At 34.2% G+C, this 21,724-nt stretch carries 21 protein-coding genes; 7 read left to right on the top strand and 14 right to left on the bottom strand.

Annotation, left to right across the window (positions count from 1 at the left end):
- Nucleotides 1-359 precede the first annotated feature (359 nt).
- The 3 genes from MWH28_RS04795 (at nucleotide 360) to MWH28_RS04785 (ending at nucleotide 2,271) form a co-directional block, all read left to right on the top strand.
- Complete coding sequence (locus tag MWH28_RS04795) at nucleotides 360-548, top strand: helix-turn-helix domain-containing protein (RefSeq protein WP_248618159.1); 189 nt, start codon at nucleotides 360-362, stop codon at nucleotides 546-548.
- 171 nt (nucleotides 549-719) lie between these two features.
- On the top strand, nucleotides 720-1,886 hold the full coding sequence (locus MWH28_RS04790) for a ParM/StbA family protein (protein ID WP_248618158.1): 1,167 nt from the start codon (nucleotides 720-722) through the stop codon (nucleotides 1,884-1,886).
- Nucleotides 1,887-1,890: 4 nt separating this feature from the next.
- Nucleotides 1,891-2,271: a hypothetical protein gene (locus tag MWH28_RS04785; protein ID WP_248618157.1), complete on the top strand. Its 381-nt coding sequence runs from the start codon at nucleotides 1,891-1,893 to the stop codon at nucleotides 2,269-2,271.
- 38 nt (nucleotides 2,272-2,309) lie between these two features.
- On the opposite strand, the gene MWH28_RS04780 is transcribed toward MWH28_RS04785, so the two are convergent.
- Complete coding sequence (locus MWH28_RS04780) at nucleotides 2,310-2,894, bottom strand: hypothetical protein (protein WP_248618156.1); 585 nt, start codon at nucleotides 2,892-2,894, stop codon at nucleotides 2,310-2,312.
- A gap of 163 nt (nucleotides 2,895-3,057) precedes the next feature.
- On the opposite strand from MWH28_RS04780, the gene MWH28_RS04775 reads away from it, so the two are divergent.
- Nucleotides 3,058-3,342 carry a hypothetical protein gene (locus MWH28_RS04775; RefSeq protein WP_248618155.1) on the top strand — a complete coding sequence of 95 codons (285 nt, stop codon included), beginning with the start codon at nucleotides 3,058-3,060 and terminating at the stop codon, nucleotides 3,340-3,342.
- Between the two features lie 25 nt (nucleotides 3,343-3,367).
- On the opposite strand, the gene MWH28_RS04770 is transcribed toward MWH28_RS04775, so the two are convergent.
- The 4 genes from MWH28_RS04770 to MWH28_RS04755 are packed head-to-tail and all read right to left on the bottom strand — an operon-like array spanning nucleotide 3,368 to nucleotide 6,121.
- The gene (locus tag MWH28_RS04770; protein WP_248618154.1) at nucleotides 3,368-3,559 is read right to left on the bottom strand and encodes a hypothetical protein; all 192 of its coding nucleotides are present in this window, start codon (nucleotides 3,557-3,559) and stop codon (nucleotides 3,368-3,370) included.
- A gap of 42 nt (nucleotides 3,560-3,601) precedes the next feature.
- Nucleotides 3,602-4,081: a 23S rRNA (pseudouridine(1915)-N(3))-methyltransferase RlmH gene (rlmH, locus tag MWH28_RS04765; protein WP_248618153.1), complete on the bottom strand. Its 480-nt coding sequence runs from the start codon at nucleotides 4,079-4,081 to the stop codon at nucleotides 3,602-3,604.
- A gap of 48 nt (nucleotides 4,082-4,129) precedes the next feature.
- A complete protein-coding gene (locus MWH28_RS04760; protein ID WP_248618152.1) occupies nucleotides 4,130-5,302 on the bottom strand; it encodes a S1C family serine protease in 1,173 nt (390 codons plus the stop codon).
- A gap of 15 nt (nucleotides 5,303-5,317) precedes the next feature.
- Nucleotides 5,318-6,121, bottom strand: a complete 804-nt coding sequence (locus MWH28_RS04755) for an MBL fold metallo-hydrolase (protein ID WP_248618151.1) — start codon at nucleotides 6,119-6,121, stop codon at nucleotides 5,318-5,320.
- Nucleotides 6,122-6,261: 140 nt separating this feature from the next.
- Between MWH28_RS04755 and MWH28_RS04750 the strand changes: the two genes are divergently transcribed.
- On the top strand, nucleotides 6,262-7,050 hold the full coding sequence (locus tag MWH28_RS04750) for a CheR family methyltransferase (RefSeq protein WP_248618150.1): 789 nt from the start codon (nucleotides 6,262-6,264) through the stop codon (nucleotides 7,048-7,050).
- A gap of 127 nt (nucleotides 7,051-7,177) precedes the next feature.
- Here MWH28_RS04750 and hflX read toward each other — a convergent pair whose 3' ends face one another.
- Nucleotides 7,178-8,764 (bottom strand): GTPase HflX, encoded by a 1,587-nt coding sequence (gene hflX, locus MWH28_RS04745; protein ID WP_248618149.1) that lies wholly within the window; start codon nucleotides 8,762-8,764, stop codon nucleotides 7,178-7,180.
- A 116-nt stretch (nucleotides 8,765-8,880) separates the two neighbouring features.
- A complete protein-coding gene (locus MWH28_RS04740) occupies nucleotides 8,881-9,519 on the bottom strand; it encodes a redox-sensing transcriptional repressor Rex (protein ID WP_248618148.1) in 639 nt (212 codons plus the stop codon).
- A 257-nt stretch (nucleotides 9,520-9,776) separates the two neighbouring features.
- On the opposite strand from MWH28_RS04740, the gene lgt reads away from it, so the two are divergent.
- Nucleotides 9,777-10,556 carry a prolipoprotein diacylglyceryl transferase gene (lgt, locus tag MWH28_RS04735; RefSeq protein ID WP_248618147.1) on the top strand — a complete coding sequence of 260 codons (780 nt, stop codon included), beginning with the start codon at nucleotides 9,777-9,779 and terminating at the stop codon, nucleotides 10,554-10,556.
- A gap of 86 nt (nucleotides 10,557-10,642) precedes the next feature.
- Here the strand turns inward: lgt and MWH28_RS04730 are convergent, their stop codons facing one another.
- The 4 genes from MWH28_RS04730 to MWH28_RS04715 form a co-directional block, all read right to left on the bottom strand.
- On the bottom strand, nucleotides 10,643-11,272 hold the full coding sequence (locus MWH28_RS04730) for a thymidine kinase (protein WP_248618146.1): 630 nt from the start codon (nucleotides 11,270-11,272) through the stop codon (nucleotides 10,643-10,645).
- 78 nt (nucleotides 11,273-11,350) lie between these two features.
- Nucleotides 11,351-12,607 carry a patatin-like phospholipase family protein gene (locus MWH28_RS04725; RefSeq protein ID WP_248618145.1) on the bottom strand — a complete coding sequence of 419 codons (1,257 nt, stop codon included), beginning with the start codon at nucleotides 12,605-12,607 and terminating at the stop codon, nucleotides 11,351-11,353.
- 91 nt (nucleotides 12,608-12,698) lie between these two features.
- On the bottom strand, nucleotides 12,699-12,911 hold the full coding sequence (locus MWH28_RS04720; protein ID WP_248618144.1) for a ferredoxin family protein: 213 nt from the start codon (nucleotides 12,909-12,911) through the stop codon (nucleotides 12,699-12,701).
- Between the two features lie 246 nt (nucleotides 12,912-13,157).
- Nucleotides 13,158-16,937: a phosphoribosylformylglycinamidine synthase gene (locus tag MWH28_RS04715; RefSeq protein ID WP_248618143.1), complete on the bottom strand. Its 3,780-nt coding sequence runs from the start codon at nucleotides 16,935-16,937 to the stop codon at nucleotides 13,158-13,160.
- A gap of 204 nt (nucleotides 16,938-17,141) precedes the next feature.
- Here MWH28_RS04715 and MWH28_RS04710 point away from each other — a divergent pair, with 204 nt between their 5' ends.
- A complete protein-coding gene (locus MWH28_RS04710; protein WP_248618142.1) occupies nucleotides 17,142-18,026 on the top strand; it encodes a LysR family transcriptional regulator in 885 nt (294 codons plus the stop codon).
- A gap of 136 nt (nucleotides 18,027-18,162) precedes the next feature.
- Here the strand turns inward: MWH28_RS04710 and MWH28_RS04705 are convergent, their stop codons facing one another.
- From MWH28_RS04705 to purN, 3 genes are all read right to left on the bottom strand, one after another.
- A complete protein-coding gene (locus tag MWH28_RS04705) occupies nucleotides 18,163-18,933 on the bottom strand; it encodes a M15 family metallopeptidase (protein ID WP_248618141.1) in 771 nt (256 codons plus the stop codon).
- A gap of 349 nt (nucleotides 18,934-19,282) precedes the next feature.
- Nucleotides 19,283-20,854 (bottom strand): bifunctional phosphoribosylaminoimidazolecarboxamide formyltransferase/IMP cyclohydrolase, encoded by a 1,572-nt coding sequence (gene purH / locus MWH28_RS04700; RefSeq protein WP_248618140.1) that lies wholly within the window; start codon nucleotides 20,852-20,854, stop codon nucleotides 19,283-19,285.
- Between the two features lie 122 nt (nucleotides 20,855-20,976).
- Nucleotides 20,977-21,588 carry a phosphoribosylglycinamide formyltransferase gene (purN, locus tag MWH28_RS04695; protein ID WP_248618139.1) on the bottom strand — a complete coding sequence of 204 codons (612 nt, stop codon included), beginning with the start codon at nucleotides 21,586-21,588 and terminating at the stop codon, nucleotides 20,977-20,979.
- Nucleotides 21,589-21,724 lie beyond the last annotated feature (136 nt).

Raw genomic sequence — 21,724 nt, 5'->3', positions numbered from 1 at the left:
AACCAGACTTTAAAGTCTGGTTCGATTTGATTTACAAATAAGCCAAAAAATTTCTGAGTGTTGCTACTGAATCAAAATTTCAAAAAACTTTACTTTTTTGTCCAAAATTATTGAAAAATCAGTCAACTTTCTAGTATAATATAAAGCAAAGGTACTATTTTTTTACCTTTACCTATTTGTTACTAAATACTATTTAAACCTTTTTGTTTTTATTAGCTCTATCAAGAAAGTGTTGAACTACTATAAAGTATCGAAGATATACTTTCTAATTAGCAAATTTTCTGAAAATAGATCAAGTTATAATTTCTTCAAAAATTATTCTTCTCTAAAATATTTATTTAAAAGGAGGGATGACTAAAATGAGTAATTCTAAAGAAAACTTTACTGTAAAAGACGTGGCTGAATACTTAAATCGCTCTGAAACAACAATATATAATATGCTAAATAATGATGAGCTACCAGGCATTAAGCTTGGAGGAAAGTGGATCATCAGAAAAAAAGACTTAGATGAATTTCTAAATGAAAAACTAGCTGAGCAACAAAATTAACAAAATAAGAAAGACGGTATCCACCATGGATACCGTCTTTTTTTTGATTTGATGTATTAATATTTATCATTTGACAAAAAATGTAACTTGAGTTATAATATTGATATAAGCTTTTGGACAACCGTAACTAAAACAAGTAATTGATTAAAAATTTAAAAGGAGAGATTAACAATGAGAATAGAAAATGTTAATGTCCTTGGGGTCGATTTAGGTTATGACTCAGTTAAAATGCTTAATGATGAGCAAGAAATTGTTTTTCCATCTTTAGCAGAAAAAGATGGTCAAGGAGTTTTATCTGAAACATCATTTCAAGTAATTAAAAAAGAAGAAGAGTTAGTTGGGGAATTTAATTCTCAAAAAATTATTATCAAGATTCAAGACCAGCTAATTAAAGGGGTTAAAAATCCTGAATTTACTAGCTATCGTGTTGGAGATTATGTCCTAAATCAACACTCCTCTTCAATTGCTTATTCACTATCAGATAACAAATATAAAAACCCAGAAGAATTTGCAAAGCTACTATCAGGTATTTGTTTACTATTTCCTAAAGCAGATAAGATCAATATAAAACATTTAATTACAGGATTACCAATTAAGTATTATGAAAATCATAAAGATTTATTTAAGAATAAACTTGAAAATAAGTTTAAAGTCAAGATCAAAAATGTAAATAATCAATTTGTTACTAAAGAAATCGAAATCAGAAAGGCAACAGTAATTCCACAGGGATTAGCTTCTTATTATGATTTTGTAATGAACAAAGAAGGATTAGTTACTAAAAAGATTGAAGGTGGCTTTGGGATTGTAGATTTAGGAGGGTTGACCATTGATTGTGTTGCTTTTAATGATGGGGAACTAATTAAAGATTCACCAATCTCTTTTAGTGATGGAGTTAAGACAAGGATCTTTAAAAAGATTCAAGATTCTCTAGATATAGATGTTTCTCAAGATATTATTAAAAATCAAATCCTAAAAGAGAAAGATTATATTAAAGTTAGAAATGAAAAGTATGAATTTCAAAGAACCAAAGAACAGGCTATTGATAAATTGGCTTATGATATTGCTTTACAAATTAAAAATCGTTGGGAATCTTATCTTATGATCGATAAAATTTTAATTACTGGTGGAGCTACTGTATTACTATTTGAAAGCTTAGATACTTACTTAGAAGGCTTTCCATGTGAAAGAGTAAATAAAAATCCCCAATTGAGCAATTGTAGAGGCTATGTTAAATTAGGAAAAGCTCTAGAGCGTAAGCGACATAACAAGTTAAAAGAAAAAGCCAAAGAAAGGAAACTGAAAGCGATTAAAAATACTGCTGCTGCTCAAGAAGGATAATTAGGTGATAATTATGTCTAAATTATTTTTAAGCGTTAGAATTACTAAAAAGTTTTTTGAAGAAGAAGAAATAAAAGCAATTGAAAAAGAGATAGAAGCTTGTCAAAGTAAATCAGAATTTATTAGAAAAGCAATTAAAAGTTATCTCAAACAAGACAAGCCCTCCTCTTCTTTACCACAACCTGAAGTAGTTAAGCAAAAATATCTAGCTGATAAAGAAATAACAAAAATCAAAGAGTTAATTAAGAAAAATCAACTCTTATTAAAAGAACTAACCGAAAATAATTTTAATCCTAATTATACTCAAAAAACTTCAGAAATTTATGAAGGTAGAAGTCAAGAACAAAAAACAGAACAAGTTTTAAATCTGTTGAATGATTTTTAGAATGCCAAGCCATAGTGATATGGCTTGGCATATCTTTTTTACTCCTGTTCCTCTTTTCCCTCCTCATCATTATAGGGTTCTGACTTAACTGGTTGATTTGTTTCTTGAGCTTCACTTTCTTTACTCTGCTCTTTACTTTCTTTAATCTGGCTGATTAAATTCATCAATTTTAATAATAAAGTTGGATCTAGTTTACCATCTGAATTATTATTTCCTAGCATTCCTAAAATATTATTTAAAGCTGAATTCGTTTGGTTGTTATCTTGTTGTAAAAAGTTAGATAAAAGGCTACCTATGTCACCTGCATTAGAAGCATTGGAGTTATTACCAGTAGTATTATTAAATAACTGCTGAATCTGTTGTAAATTATCTGTTTGATTATTATTTTCAAAGGAATTATTAGAAGTATTCGAGTTACCTACTAAACTTGCTAGCTGATTAGACAAATCATTCTGTCCTTGCTGTTCTTGCATTACGTTGACAATATTCAATAAATTCAACAGCCCAAGAATTGTAACAACTGTATTGGGTTCTAATTGCTGTTGAGACTGAATATTAAAAACACTCAATAACTTATCAACAAGCTGAGCTTCAGGAAAAAATAAGTAATCATCCTGATACATACTATCTCTCCTCCTTTTTCTACTAATAAGTATATTAAAGGAAAGATAAAAAGTTTCTTAAAAAATCACATTTCTTTTATCTAATTCGTAGTATATATTGTAAAAAGTTGAATTAGAGAAGTTGAAATTTTTAATATTTCAATTAAAGGAGGGATTAGTCAGGATGGAAGATAAAAGAAAAATGGATGATTTGGATAGCAAAAATAGTAGTTCTAATTCCCAGTCTAATAATAATCTTCAACAAAATCTCCTAGATTATCTTGATAGTGATTTATTATTACTTTTGATAATTTTATTCATTTTCTTTCAAAATACAGATGTTTTTTCAAAACACCTAAACTTTTTGACTACGAATATTAAAAAAGTCAAAAAGTACTTAGATGCAGCTGATGCTACCTTACAAGCAATAGATCAAGCTAGCCATGTTCCTGAACAAATGTTAGATTAAATAAATAAAACCTTAAAGTGATATATCACTTTAAGGTTTTATTTATTTTTTTTAACTTGCCACCACATTCTGTACAACTCCAATAATGTTCCAAATATACATTTCCAATTTTATTCATTAAATCTTGTTGGCAGATCTCCTTACCGCAAATCTTACACTGCCAATTAAAATTGCCCCCTTGATGTTGTACATGATTTTTAGAAACTTTAAGATTCATATTTTCGCTCCTTCTCAACTACTCTTCACTCAAGACATCTTATTACAGATGATACGGCTCATTACGCAAAATTTTAAAAGCTCGATAGACCTGTTCTAACAAAATCAATCTAATCATCTGGTGAGTAAATGTCATATGAGAAAAGGTCAATACATAGTCAGCTATATTCCTAATTTTTTGAGCTAAACCTAAAGCCCCACCAATAATAAACTCAATAGTACTATAACCTTGTACCTGTAAATTTCCGATTGATTTAGCCAGCCCTTCTGAAGTCATTGGCTTACCTTGAGGATCTAAAGCTATTGTATAAGCTCTATCATCTAATTTAGTCATGATCTTTTCTGCTTCTTCTTCTTTTATTTGCTTCACTTCAGCAGAACTTAAGTTATTACCTATCTTTTCATCTTTAACTTCTAAGATATCTAATTTAGTGTAACCTTGTAGCCGCTTGCAAAATTGGTCAATACCTTGGTTAATATAATTTTCTTTAACCTTTCCTACTGTTATTATCCTAATTTTCACACTATCTCCTCCACTTCAAACCTAACCTATAAAAACCTAATATTACTATTATTGATTAATAGGTCTTTCCTCTAACTCTAAATTAGTAGTAATTAAGTCCCCATCTCGATAAATTAATAACTCAAGACTATCATTTACTTGATACTCTTGTAATAACTCCTTTAAATCTGACATACTAGTTACTTTCTGTTGCTCAATTTCTAAGATAATATCCCCTTCTTGCAATCCACTCTTAGCAGCAGGACTTTCAGCAATAATTTCAAAGATATAAATACCAGTCTCTTTTTCTAATTCATATCTTTCTAATAAATTATGGTTAATATCTCCACCATAAATTCCAATCCAAGGTCTAACTATCTTCCCTTCAGCAATTAATTCAGCTACTACTTCTTTAGCCAAATTAATTGGAATAGCAAATCCAATCCCTTGAGCCTGTTCAATAATAGCGGTATTGATTCCTATTACTTCACCTTGCTGATTTAATAGACCTCCCCCACTATTTCCTGGATTAATCGCTGCATCTGTCTGAATCATATCTGTTAATTCAGCTATCTCTTGAATCGGCAACCTTCTCTCTAAAGCACTGATTACCCCTACTGTTACAGTGTTAGAAAACCCATACGGATTTCCAATAGCTATAGCCTTTTGACCTACATTTAAATTTTTTGAATCTCCTAATTTAGGAACAGGTAATTCAACCCCTTCAGAATCAATCTTAATTACAGCTAAGTCAGTAATTGGATCCTTACCAATTACTTCCGCTTTATATTCCCTTTCTCCTTCAGCTAAAAAGACATTAATCTCTTCAGCACCTTCTATAACATGATTATTAGTAATAATATAACCTTCGTCATTATAAATAACTCCTGACCCTTCGCCTCTAATTTTTTCTTCTCTTCTACGAGTAAAAAAATCATACATAACTCTTTCCTTAGCAGTAGTTATTTTGACAATCCCCGGGCCAACATCCTTTACTACATCAACAATTTGACCTTGTCCCAAATCTTGATAACTAACCTCCTGATAATTCCTATCTGTCTCCTCCTCTTCTTTATCTTGAACTATCTCTTCCTCATTTTCTACCTCTCTTTGGCCCAATTCAACTGCAGATAGAACAGAATATAAAATACCTGCTCCAATCAACCCACTAATTATAACAATAATTAAATAAGTTCTCAGATTAAATCCAGCTTGGTCATCTTCAGCAAAGAAAAAACTCATTATTTACCCCCTAAGTTAGCCTAATTGATATAATGGAGTTACTTGTTCTTGATAAGTAAAATCTAATTTTATATCTTCATTTAATTTAATTCCTGCTTCAACTAACATGTTTTTAATCGTTAGAAATGCCAGTTCAGGTACATTATTATTTTTGCTAAGATGCGCTAATAATATACGGCTGACAGAATTTTTAGCTAACTTTACTACCTCTGCTCCAGCATCATCATTAGATAAATGCCCTTTAACACCCATGACCCTCTTCTTAAGAGACCAGGGATAAGGGCCAATCTTCAACATCTCCAAATCATGATTGGCTTCTAGAATAACTAAATCTGAATCACTAATCTCTGCTCTAACCTGCTCTGTCATCTCTCCCAGATCAGTAGCAACTGCCATTTTGGCCCCACCAGAAGTTATTGTATAGCCAACTGGTTCTTCAGCATCATGGGAGATACTAAAGGGTTTAATCTGACAATCCCCCAGGCTAAAAGCAGTAGTATCAACTACACATTTCTGTTGTGACTTTAACTTCCCTAACTTATCTGCTGCTATCTGCCAAGTGCCAGCTGTAGCATACAATGGAATCTTACACCTTCTAGCTAATACCCCCGCTCCCTGAATATGATCAGTATGTTCATGGGTTAATAAGATACCATCTAACTCCCCAACGCTTAAATTAATCTTTTGTAACCGCTTATTAATCTTCTTCCCACTCAAACCCGCATCAATCAAAAGCTTTTTTTCTTCCGACTCAACATAAATAGCATTCCCTGAACTCCCACTAGCTAAAACTGATATCTGTAAACTGATTATTATCATCTCCCTGTTACTAACCTTAGATTATTTTCCATTTAATAATAATTACTTTTAAAAAAGGAATTTTTATATCAAAGCTGAAATATTAATATAGTTCTTACTTATACTGTAAGACCAAATTATTACCCGAGAGGAGTTTATTAATGAATTTTCAAAACTTCATCAATAAAGTTTCACGTAAAATCGATATTGACCTGACCAGCTATAAAGAAAAAAGAGTTAAGCGACGTAGTAATAACCTGATGAAAAAACATGACATTACTGATTATCAAGCCTGTATAGATAAATTAAATAACAGCAAAGAATTCCAGAGAGAATTCTTAGAATATATGACAATTAATACTTCCGAATTCTTTCGTAATCCTGATAACTTTAAATATCTTAAAGAAAAGATCATGCCTGAGCTCTTTAAGAGAAAAAAGAAGGTTAAAATCTGGAGTGCAGCAGCTTCTAATGGTTGTGAAGCCTATACTTTAGCTATTATTTTAAATGAATTACAGATTGACCCTAGCCGTTATCAAATCATAGCAACAGATATAGATCCCAGTATTTTAAAAGAAGCAAAAACTGGTAAGTATAAGAAAAATTCACTCAAGAAAGTAAAACAGAAGCTTATCACTAAATATTTTACTAAACAAAAGAATTATTATCAACTGGATAATAAAATTATGAACCAGGTAAGATTTGATAGATTAAATTTATTAACTGATAGATACGATTCTAACTTAGATTTGATTTTATGCCGAAATGTCTTTATTTATTTTACAAAAGAGATCAAAGAGCAATTAACTACTAAATTGAGTAGAGCATTAGCCAAAGATGGAATCTTATTTTTAGGTAATACTGAATATTTACTTCAACCGGAAAAATTCAATTTGAAAAAGGTCTATACATCCTTTTATAAAAAAGTTGCCTCCGGCAACTCAGTTTAAGTCTAAGATTGAGTTTAAGTAAAACCAACAAATACAAACTATTAAAAGTTATTCACAACCTCTAAAAAGCATAATTTCCTTAATGATAAAAAGTGTTAGAGATGGCAATTGCCATCTCTAACATTACTTATACTTGATAATCTTTTAATCGCCGGGCCAACCTATTAGATATATTAGCAGTTATTTTGATCTTATTAGCCACATACTCTTCCTCTAAAACTCGCCCAGCCTGATGTAATTGATCAATCCACTTACCAGCCTCATAAGGCAACTCCAGATCAACAATTACCATATCCCTAGCTATAATATTAGATATTTTATCCAATAATCCATCTTTTCCTTGACCTGTTAAGGCAGAAATTGCGACACTATTTGGATAATTTTGTCGTAACAACTCCACATAATCATCTGCTACTAAGTCAGCTTTATTAAAGACTGTAATAATTTCCTTATTCAACACTCCCAACTCTTCTAATACCTGATGGACAGTAGCCATCCGCTCCTCCAGTTGAGCTTGACTACTATCTACTACATGTAACAATAAATCTGCCTGCTGAACCTCTTCTAATGTAGCTTGAAAAGCAGCTACCAACTGATGAGGTAACTTCTTGATAAATCCAACAGTATCACTGAAAATAACTTGCCGACCGATCGGTAATTTAGCTTGACGTAGAGTCGAATCCAAAGTAGCAAATAATTCATCTTCAACCTTAACATCAGCTGCAGTCAGCAGATTCATTAAAGTAGATTTTCCTGCATTAGTATAACCTACTAACGTAATCAAAGGATTCCTTCTTCCTTGCCGCTGCACAGCTCGATTCTGCCTGACTTCTGCTAATTGCTCCTTTAATCTATGAATCCGTTTTCTGATTTTACGACGATCAATTTCTAATTTGGTCTCTCCGGGGCCTCTCGTGCCAATTCCTCCACCTAAACGGGATAACTGCTTTCCTCTTCCTGTCAAACGTGGTAATAAATAATCTAACTGGGCCAACTCAACTTGAATCTTACCTTCTTTAGTATGAGCATGCTGAGCAAAAATATCTAAGATTAACTCAGTCCTATCAGTAACCTGTACAGCCAACTCCTCTTCTAAATTACTATGTTGAGCTGGAGTCAATTCATCATCAAAGATAACTAAATCACTTTGCTGCTTAAAGACTGCCTCTTTTAACTCTTCTAATTTACCAGTTCCAATATAATAAGTAGGATTCTTTCGCTCTTGTTTCTGTAAGACTTTAGCTACTACTTCAGCCCCAGCGGTAGTAGCTAAACCATTTAATTCCTCCAGTTCTTTTTCATCTTTACCAATTAATATAGCTCGTTGGCTGTCTTTTTTTACTCGATAATTATTCACTTCAGTTAAATCTTCTTCTAATTGAGCTACAACAGTTGACTGATCAAATTCAACTGCTTGATCAATAGTCAGATTCCTCTCTTCTATTCCTGCCAATTTTCCTTCAACAATCTTAGGCAGTACTAATGCCACAGAGTTAGATTGCAAACTAACCTTAACTAGATTATCAAGTCTAAATCTTACCACTAAATTTTTCTGACGAGAAGTAAGCTGTTGATCATTAGCAATACTGATCACTCTTACTCCTGATAATCTCTTCTGACTCTTTCTTCTTCTGAGCCCACTTAACAACTCAGCAGTTAGGTCTTCTTGCTCAATTTTAATAATCTTTCCATTACGATCGATAATTAAATTCAACTGATCTAAAACTGAATTTTCAAACTCAGTAATTAATTGTTTAGTAATTAAATTATTAGGACTTAATTTAGAATATAGAGCTTCCTTCCACTGATCAAAAGTTTTTACTTGCTTAATTATTTATCACTCCAATAATCTGATAGATGATAAGTCAAACCAACTAACCCAATCGATAGATCTTCATTCTTCAGCTTTACATCTTCTGGTAGTTGTAAATAAACTGGAGCAAAATTCCAAATTGCTTTAACCCCTGCCGCTACTAATCTATCAGCAACCTCTTGAGCTGCTTCAGCTGGCACTGCAATTATAGCAATCTTAATCTCTTCCTCCTTAATTATCTCTTCCATTTTTTCAACATCTTTGATTTCAACCCCATTAAAATCTTCACCTATCTTTTCTTGGTCTTGATCAAAGACATAATTTACATTCAAACCGAGCTTTCTAAAGCCATGATAATCAAGTAATGCATGTCCTAAGTTACCTGCTCCTACTAAAGCGAGATCCCAGTTTGTATTTAATCCTAAGATCTTTTCTAATTGTTTAATCAAGACCGAAACTTCATAGCCAACACCTCTTCTTCCAAATTCACCATAATAAGATAAGTCTTTTCTAACCTGAGTTGAAGGAATTCCTAGTCTCTCTCCTAGTTTTTTAGAAGAGATCACCTCCACATCTTGTTTATCTAGCTTTTGTAGTGAACGATAATACAAAGGTAACCGCTCTATAGTTGTTGCTGGTATTCCAATACCTTTCATTATATACACTTCCTTTCTAAATTAAATTTATTATTTTGGGTAATATATAGCTTAAGCCTAAGACTAAAGCTAAGGTTAAGATAACCATTAATTCAGCTTTTACTCAAAATTAGGGTTAGTCAGACAATTTTCACCCTTAAATTGGATAACTATACATAATCACTAAAAAACAATCAAAATAATATAAATTTGACTATTATTTTTATCTATTATATTATTAAATGTAGTTTTAAGCAAGCTTAAAGGAGGAATTAACGATGGATTCAGCTTATATTGATCCAATTGCATTTCAATTTGGTCCTGTTACTATCTTTTGGTATGGAATCTTTATTGCATTATCTTTCTTAGCTGGGATTGGAATTGCTACTCAAGAAGCTAAAAGAAGAAATATCAATCCTGATTTGATATTAGATTTAATTATCTGGACTATCCCTTTCACAATTATTGGAGCTAGAGCGTACTATGTAATCTTTAGATGGGATTATTATAGTCAATATCCAGCTCAAATAATTGGTCGTGGTGGTTTGGCAATTCATGGTGGTCTAATTGCTGCTATCATTGTAGCAATTATCTTCACTAAACGAAAAAAGATCAACTTCTGGAAAATAGCTGATATTACAGCTCCCGGAATTATTTTGGGCCAAGCAATCGGTCGCTGGGGTAATTTTATGAACCAAGAAGCCCATGGAGGCCCTGTCAGTAGATCATTTCTAGAAAGTCTTCAGTTACCAACTTGGATTATTGAACAGATGAGGATAGATGGTACTTATTATCACCCAACATTCTTATATGAATCACTCTGGAATTTAGTTGTATTTTGCTTTCTTTTCTTCTACTGGAATAAAAAAGATTTCTTAAAACCCGGTGAATTGTTTTTAAGTTACCTTGGTTTATATTCACTAGGTCGTTTCTTTATTGAAGGTATGAGAACCGATAGCCTAATGTTTGGCCCTTTTAGAGTCGCACAATTAATCAGTATCTTTATTATTGTAGTCTGTCTTGCTATTAGTTATTATAATCACAAAAATGAAAAATAATTACTACTGACTATATAGTTCTCGACTTGATACTTAAATTCCTGTTAACCAGTTAAATTTTTCACAATAAGATATGATTAAATAATTTAATCATATCTTATTTGATGACAACTACGACAACGTGCCTCGTAGTATTCCTCTTTTTCTTCTGCTTCATTATCAACTCCAGCTCCCACAACTACAATCGGATCATTGATACTAGCCGGCTCCCCATTGATCAATCTCTGATTTCTAGTAGCTGGATTAGAACATTTAACACAGACAGCATGTAACTTAGTTACATACTCTGCTCTAGCCATCAATTCCGGGATCGGTTCAAAACCTCTTCCAGCAAAATCGGTATCCAAACCTGCTATAATTACTCGATAACCTTCCTCAGTCAGTTGATCAGCCAATTGAACTAAGTTGTTAGAAAAGAATTGGCCCTCATCAATTGCTATTACATCTAATTTAGATTTTTTACTATGTTCTTCAACTCTTTGCTTAATCTCTGCTACTGAATCAACAATTTGAGCCTTAATCGTAATTCCATTATGGGTAGCAACCTCTGTTTCACTATATCGCTTATCTAACCTAGGTTTAAAAACAACTATATTCTGCTGAGCAATCATTGCTCGCTCTACTCTTCTGATTAATTCACTACTCTTTCCTGAAAACATAACTCCAGTAATTACTTCTAACCATCCTGTCTTTACAGCTCCATAATAACCATGCATTTACTTGCTCCTTTCAAAGTTACTCCATTTCAAGCTTGATTTTCTCCATTCAAATAATATAACAAACTCAAAATTTTGTCAATCAAAATCAAGAGGCTGATATTTAGTGCTACCTAACTCATTATCTGATTTAGTAGCTTGAAGAGTACCTTCAGGGCCAATTAAAGTAAGCATCTCCTCCACTTCAATGCCAAGTTTTTTCAACTGAGCTGCTAATTTAACCAATTGTTCATCTTCCTTCAGTAAAAAGGTTGTAATTATAACCCTTTCTCCTGGCTGTAGTTGATTATAGCGACAATTATCCAATCCTACCTCTTCTGGTTTAAAGACCGTAAACTTTTTGTTCAACTGTTTAGCAAGTAGATAAGAAAATAGATAATCATCACCTGTGATTGAAACAATACCATCAATCTGCTCAAGCTCAAAATTTTTCTTTAAATAACTGACCATCACTCTACTAAACTCCTCTATCTCAACAGTTGTAGCCCTAATCTCCCCCTGCTCAAATATCTTTGCTTCTCCTAATCGTCTATCTGTAAACTTTTTTAAATCATCTTTTACCCGCTGATACCCTAACTTGTATAACTCCTCTTTTTCTTCTAATGATAAAGAAAAATCAGTAGCTTTAGTATCACCGGTTGGAATTGAAATAATATAAGAATCAGATAATTCGATCTGCCGGAGCTCATTAACCGAAATTACCATATTCATTAGAGTAGTTAGATAATCTATAAAGTTATTAATCTCAGTCTGTTCTTGTTGTTCTTGCTCTAGTAGTAAAAAGCCTAAGACTGGTTCTTCTGCTTCATTAAATACATTTAAAGGGAGATTATTCATTACTCCTCCATCAACATATAATTGAGATTGATAGCGATAAGGAACATAAAAGACAGGAATTCCAATTGACATTCTCACAGCTTCAGCTACAGAAGCCTCTGGGGTTTCAGTCTTAGAAAAGACCTGCTCTTTACTATAAGTTACCTCTGAAGTTATAATTTTTACATTAATTCTTAAATCTTTAAATTTATTAATACCCTTAGCAGCTAATTTAGCCTCAATCCAACGCAAAAAATAATGACCACTATATAAACCATAATCCCTAATCAATCTAAATAAGGATAAACCATCTTTAAACTTATTAAAATCAACCTGATACATAATTTCTTTTAATTCATCACAACTATAACCTGCTCCATATAAAGCAGCTATAATTGCTCCAGCCGAACTACCAGCGATTGCTTTAATCTCTATTCCTTCTTCTTCTAAGGCCTTTAGACCTCCTACATGGCTAATCCCCTTAATTCCGCCACCATTAAGTGATAAGTTGACCTCCAAATTAGTACCTCCTTTCTGAACTAATTTAAAAGCTTATACTTATCATATAATTAGCCACGTTGATCTGTGAGTCTTTCTTGCAAAAATATACTTAAACCAATTTAATGGCCCGATTACTACAGTGTTTAATACATTTCCCACAACCATTACAGTATTGATTAATATAAATCTTTCCATCCTCAAAGTTTATAGCTTCTTTAGCACAATGTTGCCTAGCACTACAGTCGTCAGATTGGCTACATACTTCTAAATCAATATAAGCACGCTTGATCATATAACAATCCCTCCCATATCTCCGCTTCATTTCACCCCCTCCTATGGCGGGGTGTTTATGTGATTATACCTATTCTTTAAAATTATGTCAAATAAAAAGTTACCTCCGGTAACTCAATTTAAGTCTAAGATTGAGTTTAAGTAAAACCAACAAATACAAACCAGCAAAAGTTATCCACAACCTCTAGAAAACATGATTTTCTTAATGATAAAAAAAGAACCCCATCCGGGGCTCTTTTGCAATGTTTAAACTGTATACATCTTTGTAGACAATAGTTTATTTCTTAAAGTAATCTACTCCTGCTTTAAATAATTTTTGCTCTTGTTCACCGATTATATTCTTGGCAACATTACTTCCAATCCGCTCTGAATGTGCCATCTTTCCTAAGATCCGTCCATCAGGACTGGTAATTCCCTCTATAGCAGCTACTGAACCATTAGGGTTGAAAGCTATATCAGATGTTGGATTGCCATCTAAATCTACATATTGGGTTGCCACTTGACCGTTTTTAAACAACCTGTTTACCATTTCTTCACTTGCTACAAAACGCCCTTCTCCATGTGAAGCAGGGATTGTATGAATATCCCCTGTGTTTACATTAGTAAACCATGGTGATTTATTCGATACAATTCTTGTATTTACCATACAAGATGCATGGCGTCCGATCTTATTGTAAGTCAATGTTGGTGCATCCTCTGTCAACTCTCTGATCTCTCCATAAGGTACTAAACCTAGTTTAATTAAGGCTTGAAAACCATTACAGATCCCGATCATTAATCCATCTCGCTTGTTTAGTAAGTTCATCACAGCTTCTTTGATCTTAGGATTTCTAAATACCGTTGCTATAAACTTACCTGCACCTTCAGGCTCATCTCCAGCACTGAACCCTCCAACTAATGATATGATTTGAGAGTTATTGATTGCTTCTACCATAGCATCAATCGATTCCTCAATCTGATGTGGCAATAAGTTCTTAAAGATCACTGTCTCCACTTCTGCTCCTGCTGCTTTAAACTGCTCTGCTGTATCATATTCACAGTTCGTTCCTGGGAAGACAGGGATCAACACCTTTGGCTTTGCTACCTTTTCTTTACAGATATAGATCTCATCTGCTTCATAAGGTTTAAAATCAAAGGTCTCTTCCTCTTGCTCTACTTTAGTACGATAAATCTTCTCTAGAGGCTTCTCCCAAGTCTCGATCGCTTCATCAATAGCAAGCTCCATATTATCTACCTTAATAGCCTCTTCTGCAGTCGTTGTACCTAATACTTTATAGTTTACTCCTTTAAACAATTCTTCTACCTCTGTATCTGCTTTTACTTCTAAGACAAGTGAACCATAATTTGGGCCAAACAATAATTCATCTTCTACTTGCTCGGCAAAGTTTATTCCAATCTTATTCCCAAAGGACATCTTAGTTACTGCTTCTGCAACTCCACCTACTGTTACTGCTTGAGCTGATAAGACTAACCCCTCTTTGATCAAGCTGTTTACTCGCTGATAATTCAGCTTCAACTGCTCAAAGTCAGGTACTTCAGCTTCATCCTTTTCTGGATAGACGTATACAATCTGACTATCAGACTCTTTAAATTCTGGTGAGATTACATTATTTACGTCAACAGTGTCTACAGCAAAGGATACTAATGTCGGTGGAACATCAATATCATTAAATGTTCCTGACATACTATCTTTACCACCTATAGCAGGTAATCCAAACTCTTGTTGAGCATAAAAAGCACCTAATAGTGCACTAAAAGGCTTACCCCATCTTTCATAATCTTGATTTAATCTTTCAAAGTATTCTTGGAAGGTAAATCTGATCTTTTCATAGCTTCCTCCAGTTGCTACTACCTTAGCTACCGACTCAACTACTGCATACAATGCTCCATGAAAAGGACTCCACGTTGATAATTTTGAATTGTAACCATGGCTCATGATCGTACCCGTTGTTGTATCTCCATCTAGAACAGGTATCTTAGCTACCATACCCTGGGTTGGTGTCAATTGATACTTTCCACCATAAGGCATCAGTACACTTCCTGCTCCTATTGAGCTATCAAACTTTTCTACTAACCCTTTCTGGCTACAGACATTTATATCAGATAGATTTTCTAACCACTTTTCTTTCAACTCTACATCTTGTGCTAACCTATTTTGAGGTGCACTCTTGAAGTAATTCTCTTCCTGTTGTGGCTTCTTGACTATTACCTTTGTACTCTGACTTGCTCCATTAGTATCTAAAAAATCTCTACTTAAATTTACTATATCATTTCCATTCCAGTTCATAATCAATCTACCATGATCCTTTACTTCTGCTACTACTGTTGCTTCCAAATTCTCTGTCCCCGATAATTCAATAAATTTCTCTACGTCTTCCCTATCAACTACTACTGCCATCCGTTCTTGAGACTCAGAAATTGCTAACTCTGTGCCATCTAATCCTTCATACTTTTTCGGTACTACATCTAAATCAATCTCTAATGCATCAGCAAGTTCACCGATTGCTACTGATACTCCCCCTGCACCAAAGTCATTAGATTTCTTGATCAACGTACTTGCTTCAGGATTTCTAAATAAGCGCTGGATCTTTCTTTCTGTCGGTGGGTTACCTTTTTGTACTTCTGCACCACATTCCTCGATAGATTCTTCGGTATGTGCTTTTGATGAACCTGTAGCACCACCACAACCATCACGTCCTGTCTTACCACCTACTAATATAATCACATCTCCTGGTTCAGCATCTCCTCTGACTACGTTCTCTCTAGGTGCTGCAGCAATCACTGCTCCAATCTCCATATGTTTAGCTAGAAATCTTTCATTATAAGTTTCCTCTACTTGTCCAGTTGCTATCCCAATCTGATTTCCATAAGAGCTATATCCATCTGAAGCTTCTTGAGCAATCTTCTTTTGTGGTAATTTACCAGGAATTGTCTCCTCAATCGGCGTTCTAGGATCCCCACTGCCCGTAATTCTCATTGCTTGATAAGCATAAGAGCGTCCTGATAAAGGATCACGAATAGCTCCCCCCAAACAAGTTGCTGCTCCACCAAAAGGTTCAATCTCTGTTGGATGGTTATGGGTCTCATTTTTAAACATAACCAACCATTCTTCTTCTTCACCATCTACATCTACAGGAACAATAATACTAGAAGCATTCACCTCATCAGATTCTTCTAAATCTTCCAGTTTACCCTCTTTTTTTAACTCCTTCATTCCCATTAATGCTATATCCATTAAACAGATATCCTTTTCATCAGATGAATAGACTTTCTCTCGTGCTGTTAAATATTTCTGATAAGCAGTCTCAATTGGTCTAGTATACTTATCTTCTTCGATCTTGACATCCTCTATCTTTGTAAAGAATGTCGTATGACGACAATGATCAGACCAATAAGTATCCAAGACCCTTATTTCTGTAATTGTAGGATCTCTTCTTTCTTCTTCTCTAAAGTATCGTTGGGTATGGAGTAAATCTTCTTTACTCATCGCTAATCCTAGCTCTTCTAATAACTCCTCCAACCCTGCTTCATCTAATTCAATAAATTCCTCTATCACATCTACCTCTTCAGGTACTTCATATTCCATCTCTAAGCTATCTGGCTTAGCTAATTCTGCCTCTCGTGAATCGACAGGATTGATATAATAATCCTTTATTTTTTCTAACTCAGTTGTGCTTATATCTCCCTGTAGGACAATTATTCTTGCTGCTCTAACAGTTGGCCTCTCCTCAGCATTCAAAATCTGCATACACTGCTCAGCTGAGTCTGCTCGTTGATCATATTGGCCCGGTAAGTATTCCACTCCAAAAGCTACCTCATCTTCTGCTAGTTCTAACTCTTCCTCAGACAACTTATCTACCGGCGGTTCAGATAAGATTGTATCACAAGCTTGTCGATATCCTTCTTCAGACATCCCAGCTATATCGTAGCGATTAACAATTCTTAAATCTTCTAATCCTTCTAACTGTAAAGTTTCTTTAAAATCCTCTAACAACTGTTTAGCCTCTACATTATAGCCCTCTTTCTTCTCCACATAAACCCTTCTGATCTGTGACATTTTTGGCCCCCTCGTTTTTAATTTACAATTTATAATTGGATCTTTATTTATTAATTATCAATTATCCCTACGGGTCTTTATCAAGACCCTCCGTGAAAACCATAAAAATCATATCAACTGTCAATTAGCTATTTTAATTATACCGTGATATAATTAAGTAGTAAAATTAATATTACTTATGCTATTGATTAGGAGTGGTTATTAATGAGTATTAATTACGAACTCTATAAAGTTTTTTATTATGTAGCACAGCATCTAAACTTTTCTCAAGCTGCTGACGAGCTTTTTATCTCTCAATCGGCCGTCAGCCAATCAATCAAATCCTTAGAAGAGGAGTTGAATACTACTCTATTTATCAGAACAACCAAACAAGTTACCTTGACTAAAGAAGGTGAAATTTTATTTAAACATATTGAACCTGCCTTTAACCTGATCAAAAATGGTGAGCGAAATATTCAAGAGATTAACTCTTTTAAAGCAGGTGAGATTCATCTTGGGGCCAACGATACGATCTGTAAATACTTTTTATTACCTTACTTAAAGAAATTCCATCAACTTTATCCCCAAATCCATATTCAGATTACTAATCGCACCTCTAGCAAATGTGTCGAGTTACTAAAGCAAGGTAAGGTTGATCTGATTATCAGTAATCTACCCAATAAAGAAGTTACTGATTTTATGGAAGTTGAACAAGTCTATACCTTTAGTGATATCCTGATCAGTGGAGATAAATACAAGCAACTTAAAGAGAAGAAGGTTTCTCTACATGATTTAAGTGACTATCCTTTATTAATGCTAGAAAAGAAGACTACTACTAGAAAATTCTTTGAAGAGTTAATCAATCAATTAAGCATTGATCTACAACCTGAAGTGGAATTAGGTAGTGTAGATCTATTAGTTGAGATGGCTAGGATAGGACTAGGAATCTCTTTTGTACCTGATTACTGCCTTCAGGATACTGAAGCAGGGTTATTTAAGGTCAACTTAACAGAAGAGCTACCCCACAGAGACTTAGCAATCATAACCAATAAAAAGATTCCTTTCTCATTGGCCAGTAAAAAATTTATGAAGTTATTACTTGATAGGTGAGCATTGATGTATTAAAAAATGAAACCTAGAGTAAAAAAGCTACAAAAAATTACCTAAAATTTTATGACTTAGATAAAAGATTCATTGATTATAGTGAACTGAAGTTTTAACAACATTAATTAATGATCCTATTTCTTTAACTCTCGAAGGGAAACCTCAATCTTGGTGGTTCAATCCCTAACTTAGCTTTACCAGTTAATAGCTTTTCTGGTTGAGCAAATAAATATTCTTCTAATGTCAAATCATCAGCTACTATTTCAAGTGCAGCTTCTACTCCTACATATCTCAAATGCCATGGTTCATACTGATATCCAGTAATTCCTTCTTTCCCTTGTTGATAACGCACAATAAATCCATAACTAGGAGCCCATTTTTCTAACCACTGCCCTGCTTGATGTTGACCAAGTTCTTCTGTCAACTGATAATTTAGATCAGGAGTGGTTAGATCAATAGCCAAACCTGTTTGATGTTCACTATGTCCTGGCCGAGCACTTGAATAGCTATCATCGTCTCCAAATAGGATTACATTCTCTAGAAAGATCTCTAATTGGCGTTGATAAGAACGATAACCAGAAACTCCTATTAGCTCAATTTCTTCCTGTTGAGCCTGAAAAATAAGATTTTCTAACATTTTAGCTGCTTCAAATCTCATCTTTTGTCGCGAAGAATTCTCTACAACAGTAAATGGAATATTGACTGTTGTCAAATCAGGTGGACTAAAATTCCACTTCAAACGACGCTGTTTATTAACCAGTACCAACCTATCTAAAGGATTGTTTATAATAGATATTTCTTGAGCTAGTCCAACCTGCTCTCCCTTTAATTCAGTAGCAAAATTAAATATCAATAAGCTAATAACAATCACTATAATTACTATTATCGACTGGCTTAAATACTTTTTTAGCATCTACTCTAACTCCTTTATAATTTAATTTTATATCTTAATTAACACCACTTTACAACTAAAAACTTTAATTATTCAATAACCTAGATAATGTAAAAAAGACATACCATCCCCTAACGATGATATGTCTAGCGATCAAAATAATTAATTTTTAATTTGCAGTAGGTTTCCCCTTTGCACCATTCTACTAGCATTATAACAAATTTTTAAATCAAGTGAAAGGATATTATCGTATATTATGATTAGAAATATTTAATTAAATACTTTGACAATAAACAAACAGGATATTGAGTAACTAATTTAGAAAATCTAAGAGATAGGATATTTCTAACTGTTATGTATCAACTTATCTTTAATGTTTAAAATGTCTACGCCCCGTAAACACCATTGCAATTCCATGTTCATTAGCAGCTTCAATTACCTCTTCATCCCTCATTGAACCACCCGGTTGGATAATTGCCTTAATCCCTTTCTTAGCTGCCTGTTCGATAGCATCAGGAAATGGGAAGAAAGCATCAGAGGCAACAATTCCTCCCTCTTGTCGTCCATCTGCTTTCCGAGCAGCTATAATCATCGCATCAATTCGGCTCATCTGTCCTGCTCCGACACCAACTATCATCCCATCTTTGCCCATCACAATGGCATTGGAGTTGACATGTTTAACTACCTTCCAACTAAAGATTAGGTCCTTCAGTTGCTGAGCTGTCGGTTCAACCTCAGTCACAACTTCTAACTCGTCTTCTTTAAGTTCAACAATATCACGATCTTGGACTAATAAACCTCCAGTCACTTTCTTTAAATCATAACCTGGCTGTTTACGATTTATACTCAATGGGCCAGTCTCCAGTAAACGAACATTCTCCCATCGCTCTTTTAAAATTTCTAAAGCTTCTTCACTAAAGCTTGGAGCAATCACAACCTCAACAAACTTATCCTCCCCTGCTATCTCTTGAGCTACATCTGCACTGACCTCTTGGTTTAAAGCTACAATACTACCAAAAGCAGAAGTAGGATCTCCAGCATGAGCCTTCTGATAAGCCTCTGCTAAGTCATCTGCTACTGCCATACCACAAGGGTTAGCATGCTTAATTACTGCTACTGCAGGTTGTTCTGTAAACTCTTTAACCAACTCTAAAGCTCCATTGGTATCATTGATATTATTAAAGGATAATGCTTTTCCGTGTAGTTGCTTAGCTGTTGTTACTGATGGTTCATTTGATTGCTGTTCTTCATAAAAGGCAGCTTGTTGATGAGGATTCTCTCCATACCTTAAATCTGCCTTCTTAGTATAGTTATCTTGGATAGCTTCTGGTAAACTTTGTTTACCTTCTGTAACAATATTAGCTAAATAATCCTGAATTAAATGATCATACTCAGCTGTATGTTTAAAAGCTTTATACGCTAACTTTAGTCTTCTTTCCTCTGTTAAAGCGGTATCATTAGCTTCAAGCTCTGCTAAAATACTATCATAATCACCATTATCAACAACGACTGCTACATCTTGATTATTCTTAGCAGCAGAACGGATCATTGTTGGCCCGCCAATATCTATATTCTCAATCGCCTCTTGTAAAGTTACATCTTCTTTAGCAATCGTCTCTGCAAAAGGATACAAGTTACAGACAACTAAATCAATCGGCTTAATCCCCTGCTTTTTTAGTTCACTCATGTGTTCTTCATTCTCCCTAACAGCTAAGATCCCACCATGAACAGCAGGATGTAAGGTCTTAACCCGCCCATCCATCATTTCTGGATAATCGGTCACCTGACTGATCCCAACTACCGGCAGTCCTGCTTCCTTTAACTTTTTAGCTGTCCCACCTGTTGAAATCAAGCTCACTCCTAATTTATGTAAACCCTTAGCAAAATCAACAATCCCTTCTTTATTGGAAACACTGAGTAGTGCTTGACGGATTTTTGTCATCTTGATCACTCCCTCTTTATTAATAAATAGTGTCAGTGTGAGTAGTATGTGTGAGTAAAAGCAAAACCTTAGTCCTTATGGTTTTGACCTTACTCACACTCCCACACATAACTGACACATTATTATAATGATTCTTTAATCTTAACTTTCCCACCTTCAATTTCTAACTTACCTTCGGCATAAAGCTTAATCGCTGCGGGATAAATCCTATGCTCTTCTTCTAAGATCCTACTAGCTAAGCTCTCTTCCGTATCATCTTCCTTAACTTCTACTGCTGCTTGCAAGATGATTGGCCCTGTATCCATACCCTGATCAACAAAATGAACTGTACAGCCTGCAACCTTAACCCCATAATCTAAAGCCTGCTGTTGAGCATGCAACCCTTTAAAAGCAGGCAGTAGGGATGGATGTATATTCATAATTCTACTCTGATAATACTCAATAAAATAAGGACTCAATAATTTCATAAAACCAGCTAAGATCACCAGCTCTACATCATTTCGCTCTAACTGATCAATAATAGCTTGCTCAAAATCCTGGATATTATCATAATTTCCCGGGCCAACATACCGAGCTTCGATCTGATGCTTAGCTGCCCGCTCTAGTGCTTGAGCATCTTGATTATCACTGATCACAACTTCGATCTCAGCTTCTAGCTCACCTGCCTTGACAGCATCAATAATCGATTGTAGATTAGTTCCACGCCCTGAAGCTAACACACCTAGCTTTAACATCTTATCACCTCGCCATTCTAATTGACAGTTTACAATGTACAATTTACAATTAAAATCAAAGAAATTTATAAACCCAAAAATTATTCCATGAGCATTGACAACTTACTGCTTTAAAATTGCAATTTGCTACTAGCAG

Origin of the sequence: Natroniella sulfidigena (assembly GCF_023223645.1) — a bacterium.
Classification (GTDB): Bacteria; Bacillota; Halanaerobiia; order Halobacteroidales; family Halobacteroidaceae; genus Natroniella; species Natroniella sulfidigena.
Note: the sequence above shows the minus strand (reverse complement) of the source record. Positions and strands in the feature narration are given on the sequence as shown.